Consider the following 7,459-nt stretch of genomic DNA (forward strand, 5'->3'; position numbering starts at 1 on the left):
CCGCCGTGTTCACCGACATGAAAGAGGCCCTCGAAGCGGAGGCCCTCGAACTCACCCCCACAAGCGGCGGCCAGAGTGCCGCCGCCTCCCTGGTGGTCGCCCACCAGGCCCGCGACAAGGACGACCTCGCCGACCTCCTGGGCGCGCTCGGGCTGCCCTGCGGCGAGGACGACCTCGTCACCCTGCTCCCCCACCTGAACGCCCCCGACACCCCGACGACCGGAGACACGATGCCCGCCAACGCCTTCACCGCCACCGCCGCCTCCATGCTGAACAACGGCGACAGCCCCGCCCACGTCCGCGAGACCCTCGGACTGTCGGAGGGTGAACTGGCCGAAGCCCTCCAGCACACCGACGCCTCCACCCCGGACACCGGCACCGACGCCCCTCAGGCGGCCGGCCCCGCGTCCGACGGTCCGATGGACAGCGACGGGATCGAGGCCATGCTCTCCTGGGCGAAGGACCACCCGGCCGCCGTCATCCGCAACAAGGCCGCCCGCATCCGCAGCGACCTCTCCGAGCTGACCGCACGGCGCGAGAGCGACGACGCCCAGCGCGAGGCCGAAGAGCGCGTCGCCAAGCTCAAGGCAGAACTGGAACAGGCACAGGAAACGCTGCGCACGGTGAAGGCCGGCGGCCGTCCCACGGCGCCCGCCGCAGCACCCGCGCCGACCACCGGCACCAAGCGCAGCAAGGAGCAACTGGCCGCGATCCGGACGTGGGCGCGCGCAGGCGGCCACCAGGTCGCCGACACGGGCAACCCCGCCAAGGCCGTCCTGGACGCGTACGACGCCGCCCACCGCACCACCACCCTGGCGGAGGCGAGCTGATGGACACCAAGCCCTCCACCATCGACGGCTTCCTCTACACCGTCCCCACCCCCGGCGCCCGGCCGGGAACCGCCCAGTTCGAGCTGATCTCCTCACCCACCGACGACCCCGCCGACGACACGGTGTTCTCCTGCACGACCGAAGAGCCCCGCATCGCCGACGCACTGCTCACCGAGATACAGCCCGGCGAGCCCGAGGATCAGGCCGTTGTCGACGGGTTCCGCGCGATGCTCGCCGCGGTACGCAATCCGGAGCCCTGGACGCCCGGCCGGTCCCTGGACGTCGCCGTGCGCATCGGGCCGTTCGTCGAACGGGCTCACCCCCGGCCCGGAGACGACTACGGCCCCGAGATGATCGCCGTTGCCCTGGTCCACCCCGACACCCCGCACGCCGCCGCCTACCTCCACGGCCGCCAGCTCGGCTACACCGAACGCGGCTGGCTGCGCTGCGAGACCACCGCGATCCTCGGCACCTGGCAGCCGGGCTACGCGATGCTCACCCACGCCGCCGCGAACCTCCCCCTGCCCGACGACATCGGCATGGACCTCGCGCACTACGCCCTCTACATCGAGGCCCGCAGCCGCGACGACAGCCGCGACGGCTTCACCTTGCTGCGCCTCGGCCCGTACACCCAGACCCGCCACGCCCAGCAGGACTACGTCCGGCTCACCGCCGCGCTGGACGGACGGGAGACCACCATCGTGCCCGGCTACCGCGTCTCCGCGCGGTACGCGCCGTTCGACGTCGGCGACCACCAGCTGTTCGCCGACCCGTACGAGGCCGACGCCGCGGCGCTCCTGGACGCCGCCGTCGCGGGGGTGAGCGCATGACCGCCGCCCTCCCCATCCCCGGCGCACCCGCGACCTGGGCGGCCTGACGCCCCCGAACACCCCGAGGCCCGTACCCCCTGCGAATGCCGCAGCAGGAGGTACGGGCCTTTTGTGTTTTACGGCCCGGAGGCCGGGTGACGTCACGACCGTTTCCCAAATTTGGGAAACAGGGACCGCTACGCTGCCTCCCGTAGGCGCAGGTCAACGCCACGCCTCCCACCATGTGATTTGCCTGGAGGGTGCCTGAGCAGCGACGATCCGGCGCGGAAGTGAACGTATAGGTGGAGGTTGGCGTGGACGCAGTCGCGAACTACTCGGAGAAGGGGGGCGTCGGGAAGACGAGCAACTCCGCAGGCATGGTGGCCGAAGCTGCTGAACGCGGATTGAACGTACTCGCCGTCGACCTCGATCCCCGGGCCACGCTCACCGAAGAACTCGGAGTCAAGGACCCGCGCTTCACGCTCAACGACCTCCTCTACATCGACCCCGAGGCCGACACGCCTCCTGGCGACCCGGCCGAACTGATCCACGACGCGATCGTGCGGGCGGGCGAGGGTTGGCCCTCCAACGTCTGGGTGCTTCCCTCCGAACGCCCCCTCGGCCGCCGCGAGACCGACTCCACCATGTTCGAGGCACGGCTGCGCCGGGCCCTGGAAGGGCTAGAAGGAGAGATCGACCTCGCCGTGATGGACGTACCGCCGCGAGCGGGCGGAAAGCTCGCCACCTGTGCGCTCATCGCAGCGAAGAAGGTCCTCATCCCAGCCACCCTGACCGCCGATGGCCGACTCGGAGCCGAGCAGGCGCTCCGCACCATCCGGTTCGTCAGCGCGCCCGGCAGCGGGATGAACGAGGGGCTGGAGATCGCCGGGGTGGTGAGGAGCATCCTGCCGAAGAAGGACGACATGCGCGCCGTCAATCACTTCGTCAACGGGCAGCTCGTGGAAACCTTCGGCGACAAGGTGCTCGAACACCTCACAGCTGATGAGGGGCATTACCCGGGAATCGTCAGCTACTCCGTACGGGAGGAGTGCCGGGTCGCCTGCACGCCGATCACCGCCGCTCCCGGCCGCGAGGCCAAGAAGCTCCGCGGCTGGTACGGGCAGATCCTGGACCACGTACTCACACCGAAGGGCGCCTGATGGCTTCCAAACTGCTCCAGAAGGCCGCAGCTTCTGCACCCCCCGCGAAGGCTGGACGCGGTGGCCTCCAGAAGGCCGCGGACCGAGCCGATCCTGCTGACACACCTGCCAGTCTCGTCCCGCTGCCGCGCGCCGCACATGAGGGCACCGCCGTCGAACGCCTGGCTGTGCTGGAAGGCATCATCGGCAAGGCTCAAGACAATGCGGAACTCACCGTTCGGCAAGCGAAGGACAAGTTCAGCCGGGAGGCCGGCCCCGCCCTGGCGCTCATCCATGACGACGAACTATGGCGTCCGGAGTACGAGAACTTCGTCGACTACGTGAAGCGTCGGTGGGACTACTCCTCCACTCACGGCTACCTCCTGGTCGCCACGGCCAAGGTGCAGAAGGCGCTCCCGGAAGGAGCGAGCGCCAACACCGGGCACGTCCAGGTCCTCGCGCCAGTGCTTCGACACAACGGCCTGGAAGCCGTCAGCGAAGCCTGGGGAAAGTCCGACAAGAGAAACGGACAGCCCACTGCGGCGGCCCTCAAGGCAGCCGTCGACGATCTCGGGTACGGCAACCCGAAGAAGGCCATCCAGGGCGAGGTGCTCAGCAGCACCAACCACCCGGCCACCACGCCGAGCGCGCTGGGACAGCTGGAGAACGCCGTGGCCCTCGCCAAGAAGCACCTGACTCGAGGACTGGTGAAGAAGGCGTTCGAGGAGAACCCGGAAGAGACCCGCCGTCTTGCTGAGGAGATCGCTTCCTGGGCGTCCACGGTGACGAAGGCCGCCCCCCAGTAGTGCTGAGGTCCCAGGGCCAGTTTCCCAAATTTGGGAAACTGGCCCTGCTGTGTGTTCGGGTGCGCAGTATTCGCACGGCACGGTCAACTCTCGTAGCGGGCGTGCATCATGTCCGCCCACTCCTGCGCTCGGGCCATATCGCCAGCGCAGGGGTAGCAGTGAGGAACCGTTGAGGTCCGCGTGGGCTGAAGCCGCTGATGTGATCGGACCTCGACGGTCTCCCGCAGCGTGAGGGGACGTAGGCACAGCGGGCAGAGGTCTCCGTGGAACAGTTCATAGGTCATGCGGCGGACTGTGCACCCGGCGCCGGCTTACCGTCTCGGGCTGCTGCGGCGGCCCGCCTGGCGGGCGCTCCGGTAAAGACTTGGTGATGGCCTCCCGCCCGGCGGGAAGGACCCCGGATCGCGCTTTTATGCAGGTCAACCCGGGTGTTCCATGGGCCGATGATCAGCCAAGCGGCGCTCCGCCCGGGTGACGGGGTGCGATACCTCTTCCGCGGCGTGATGGTCGGCGACGGCCACCGCCCCGCGGGCACGGCGCTGCACGACGCCCAGAACGAGGCCGGAGTCCCGCCTGGGATCTGGCGGGGCCGGGGCCTGGCCGCGGTCGGCCTCACGGCCGGGGACGTGGTGAGCGAGCGGCAGGCCGAACTGCTCCTGGGGGAAGGCCGGCACCCGGACGCCGACCGGATCGAGCGCGAGCGCCTGGAGGCTGGCGACGATCCGGCGAAGGCCCGGCGGGCGACGGTGCTGGGCAGGCCCATCGAGCACAACCGGTCGCCGAAGACGAAGAAGGCCAAGGAGCGGAAGCCCTGGCTGGGCATGGACCTCACGTTCCGGCCGCCGCCGACGGCCCACATCGCGTTTGCGCTGATGGATGACGAGACCCGTCGGGTACTGGAGCTGTGCCAGGACATCTCCGTGGACAAGACGCTGGCGTGGGTGGGGGAGTCGGTCGCGCAGATCCGGTCGGGGAGCGGCGGCAAGCGCCGCAAGCCGATCCGGGACGGCGGGCTGATCGTCGCAGTGTTCCGGCACTACGAGTCCAGAGCCACGGAATCGAAGCCGCTGCTTCACGATCATGCGGTGGTGTCGATCCGCGCCCGGCGGCCGGACGATGAGGGAACGTGGGGGAACCTGTCGGCGGACACGCTGCTGGCCCACATCGTCGCGGCCGACACTCTCTACCTCCTGTTCTTCATGGAGGAGGTGTCCGCCCGGCTCGGGTGGGCCTGGGAGCCCCGCGAGGTGACCCCCGGCCACCGGCCCGTCATGGAGATCGCGGGCATCGACCAGCGGCTCATCGGCTGGCAGTCGACCCGCCGCCAGCAGATCGAGGACGCGCTGTCCGTCCTGACGGCCAAGTACGAGGAGAAGCACGGGCATGTGCCGGGGGAGCGGGCCGGCTACGCACTGGCCTGCAAGGCCGCCGACCGGACACGCCCGCCCAAGCGCAAAGAGCTGCGGTCGCTGTCCGAGCTGCGCGAGAGCTGGCGGGAGTCGGCGGTCCGCAGGTTCGGCGCCGACGTCATCGACCGGCTCGCGGAGCGGGCACGGGCGGCAGCCGCGGCGGTGTGGGCGCGGGTACGGCCGGTGGTCGACGTCGTCCTGGCCGCCGTCGACGTCGTCGCCGTGGTGTACGTGATGCGCGGGGCGTTCAAACGGCACCACCTGCTCGCCGAAGCCCGACGCCACCTCTCCTACGTCCTGCGCGGCCGACCCCACCAGGCGGGCCTGGATGAACAGATCGTGCAGACGGCCGTCGACGACTACACCCGCCCCGTCGGCCGGGGCCGGTCGATGACCGCCGACCTGCGCACCCTGTACCCGCGCGACACCGACGACCAGGCCGTGCTGCGCCCGCTGACCCGCAAGCGCACCGCGCCCCCGTACGAGCGGGCCCGCCTCGCTGCCGGTGCCCTGGCCGCCCGGGTCAACGCGGCGCGACGTGCGGAGCGCCTGGGCTCCCGATCCCGTCCGTACGCCGTCGCTGTGCCCGCCGCCTCGAGGTCGCACCCGCGGCCGTTCCACACCGGCCCGAAGGCCGGCCGTCTCCTGGAGCCGGAGACCGGCGTCGACGCGGTGGAGCGGACCCGCCAGACCATGGAAGCCGCCGCCGCGAAGTTGGCGGCCACGCTCCAGGACAGCAAGCGGGCACGCGAAGTCGCCCACGGCCTCCGTCCACAGCCCGTCCCGGCGCCGGCCCCGGCGCCGTACACCCAGCAGCCCGGCATCCAGCACACGCCGGGCCGAACCGCAGGAGGAGTCGCGTGAGCACCCCGGAAGAACTGCCGAACCCCCAGGACGCCCTCGCCCGCGCCCACGCGTCCCGCGCGAAGATGGCGGCCGCGCTCGATGAGGACCAGGAGCCCGAGCCCGATGAGCCCGCGGGGTGGCAGCCGGTCTGGAAGCGGACCCGGACACCGAAGTCGAAGGCGGCGAAGAAGCTGGAGCTGCACAAGCAGCGGCGGCGGCTCCAGGACGCCGGGAAGCGCCGCCTCGCGGCCGGGGAGTCGCGCCGGCCCCGTTCCCGGCAGAACCGGATCGGCAACGCGGCCGCGCGCCGCGATGCCCGCGCCCTGTCCCGGGTGCGGCACTCCAGTGCCTGGCTGTGGTGACGATGCCGGGCATCGTCCACCGGGTGCACCGCACGATGTTCAGCATCCAGTGGACGATGCCCGGCATCGGATGCAGAGCATCGGGTGGACTCCACCGAGTGGAGAGTGGAGCCCATCGGATGGATTCCACCGGGTGGGCTCCACTCCCGTGCGCGCCACGATGTCCGCACCGCACCCGGCGCGCGCCTCCCGATGTCGATGCACGGCACTCGATGTTCCGCGCCGCGCGCATCACGATGTCCGGCACTCACGGCGCGCATCGCGATGTCGGGCATCCGATGTGCCGCACCGCGCGCGAAGCGCACCTTCCAGATCGTGCGTACCGCCGATCGCCTACCCCTTGTCCAGCTTCGAGCGGCCGGCCGGAGACCCCTTGTCCAGCTCTGGGAGGCCGCGCGTTTCTCCTTGACCAGGTTCGCTAGCGGAGTGTTTCCCCTTGTCAGAGCCGGTCCCGGCCGCCGATCAGGTCGCGGTCAAGGGGGTGTGTGATATAGGAGTCCGCCCCCGCCTGCAGACGGCGAATGGTGACGCGGTGCGCGCGCTCGATACGCGCGGCGCGCGGGGCGCACCGCACCTCCCGCCGGTGGCGCGCGCACGATGCACGCCACCGACATCGGGTGGCGCGCGCTACACGGTGGTGCGGCGCACCGGGTGCGCCTCCATCGCCTGCTTCATCCCGGCGGCCTCCAGCTGGCGGAGCACGTCGGCGACGTCGCCGTGGTCCTCGGTGAGGATGTTCTCGGTGAAGCGGACGATGGTCTGGGCGATGCCCGGCGCACCGGCCAGGCACTCGCCGTCGCAGAGGAGCTCCAGCAGAAGCCGCCCGAGCGCCGCGGCCAGGAAGGAATGCGCGCAGGGCTCCCCGTCGTGGTCGTCCACTGCGGTGATCGGGATGAAGATGCGCGCGGCGACGTCCACGAGCATCCGGAGCACCTCCGGGCCCATGCCGTCGATGACCGCGCAGGCGGTGTCGATGTCGTCGGCCTGCATCGCCCGGATGTAGGCGAAGGCGTCGGCGATGTCCTCCGGTGTCATCGGGGCGAGCGGCGCGGTGACAGTGTTCTCGGGCATGACAGCTCCTCAACGACGGGCCGCCCCGCTGATCGCGGCGGCCTCAAGAAGAGCCTCCAATTGCGGCCCTGTGGACAGAGTCCGGGTGCGCCGTGAAGCGCACGTTGTTCGAGTGGAGGTGAAAGACCACCGCCATCGCCTTGTCGCAGCAAGGTGATTGAAGCTGAGGGCAGTCCGGCCCGTGAGG

General features: G+C 70.7%; 7 protein-coding genes. 6 read left to right on the plus strand and 1 reads right to left on the minus strand.

Annotated features, from left to right (window positions below):
- Positions 1 to 5 precede the first annotated feature (5 nt).
- The 6 genes from ACLLJJ_RS42845 to ACLLJJ_RS42870 all read left to right on the plus strand — a co-directional run bounded on the left by ACLLJJ_RS42845 (position 6) and on the right by ACLLJJ_RS42870 (position 6,201).
- Entirely contained in the window at positions 6 to 830 is an 825-nt protein-coding gene (locus ACLLJJ_RS42845; RefSeq protein ID WP_434600241.1) for an Lsr2 family DNA-binding protein, read from the plus strand.
- A complete protein-coding gene (locus ACLLJJ_RS42850; protein WP_434600242.1) occupies positions 830 to 1,660 on the plus strand; it encodes a hypothetical protein in 831 nt (276 codons plus the stop codon). The genes ACLLJJ_RS42845 and ACLLJJ_RS42850 overlap by 1 nt, the downstream gene beginning before the upstream one ends.
- 293 nt (positions 1,661 to 1,953) lie before the next feature.
- Complete coding sequence (locus ACLLJJ_RS42855) at positions 1,954 to 2,799, plus strand: ParA family protein (RefSeq protein WP_434600243.1); 846 nt, start codon at positions 1,954 to 1,956, stop codon at positions 2,797 to 2,799.
- Positions 2,799 to 3,584 (plus strand): hypothetical protein, encoded by a 786-nt coding sequence (locus ACLLJJ_RS42860; protein WP_434600244.1) that lies wholly within the window; start codon positions 2,799 to 2,801, stop codon positions 3,582 to 3,584. The genes ACLLJJ_RS42855 and ACLLJJ_RS42860 overlap by 1 nt, the downstream gene beginning before the upstream one ends.
- Positions 3,585 to 4,027: 443 nt before the next feature.
- Positions 4,028 to 5,857 carry a MobF family relaxase gene (gene mobF / locus ACLLJJ_RS42865; RefSeq protein ID WP_434600245.1) on the plus strand — a complete coding sequence of 610 codons (1,830 nt, stop codon included), beginning with the start codon at positions 4,028 to 4,030 and terminating at the stop codon, positions 5,855 to 5,857.
- Positions 5,854 to 6,201: a hypothetical protein gene (locus ACLLJJ_RS42870; RefSeq protein ID WP_434600246.1), complete on the plus strand. Its 348-nt coding sequence runs from the start codon at positions 5,854 to 5,856 to the stop codon at positions 6,199 to 6,201. Before mobF ends, ACLLJJ_RS42870 begins: the two co-directional genes overlap by 4 nt.
- A 627-nt stretch (positions 6,202 to 6,828) precedes the next feature.
- On the opposite strand, the gene ACLLJJ_RS42875 is transcribed toward ACLLJJ_RS42870, so the two are convergent.
- Positions 6,829 to 7,272, minus strand: coding sequence for a hypothetical protein (locus ACLLJJ_RS42875; protein WP_434600247.1), 444 nt, complete (start codon positions 7,270 to 7,272; stop codon positions 6,829 to 6,831).
- Between the last annotated feature and the right edge of the window lie 187 nt (positions 7,273 to 7,459).

The organism is Streptomyces sp. A5-4 (assembly GCF_051131715.1).
In the GTDB taxonomy this organism is placed as follows: Bacteria; Actinomycetota; Actinomycetes; order Streptomycetales; family Streptomycetaceae; genus Streptomyces.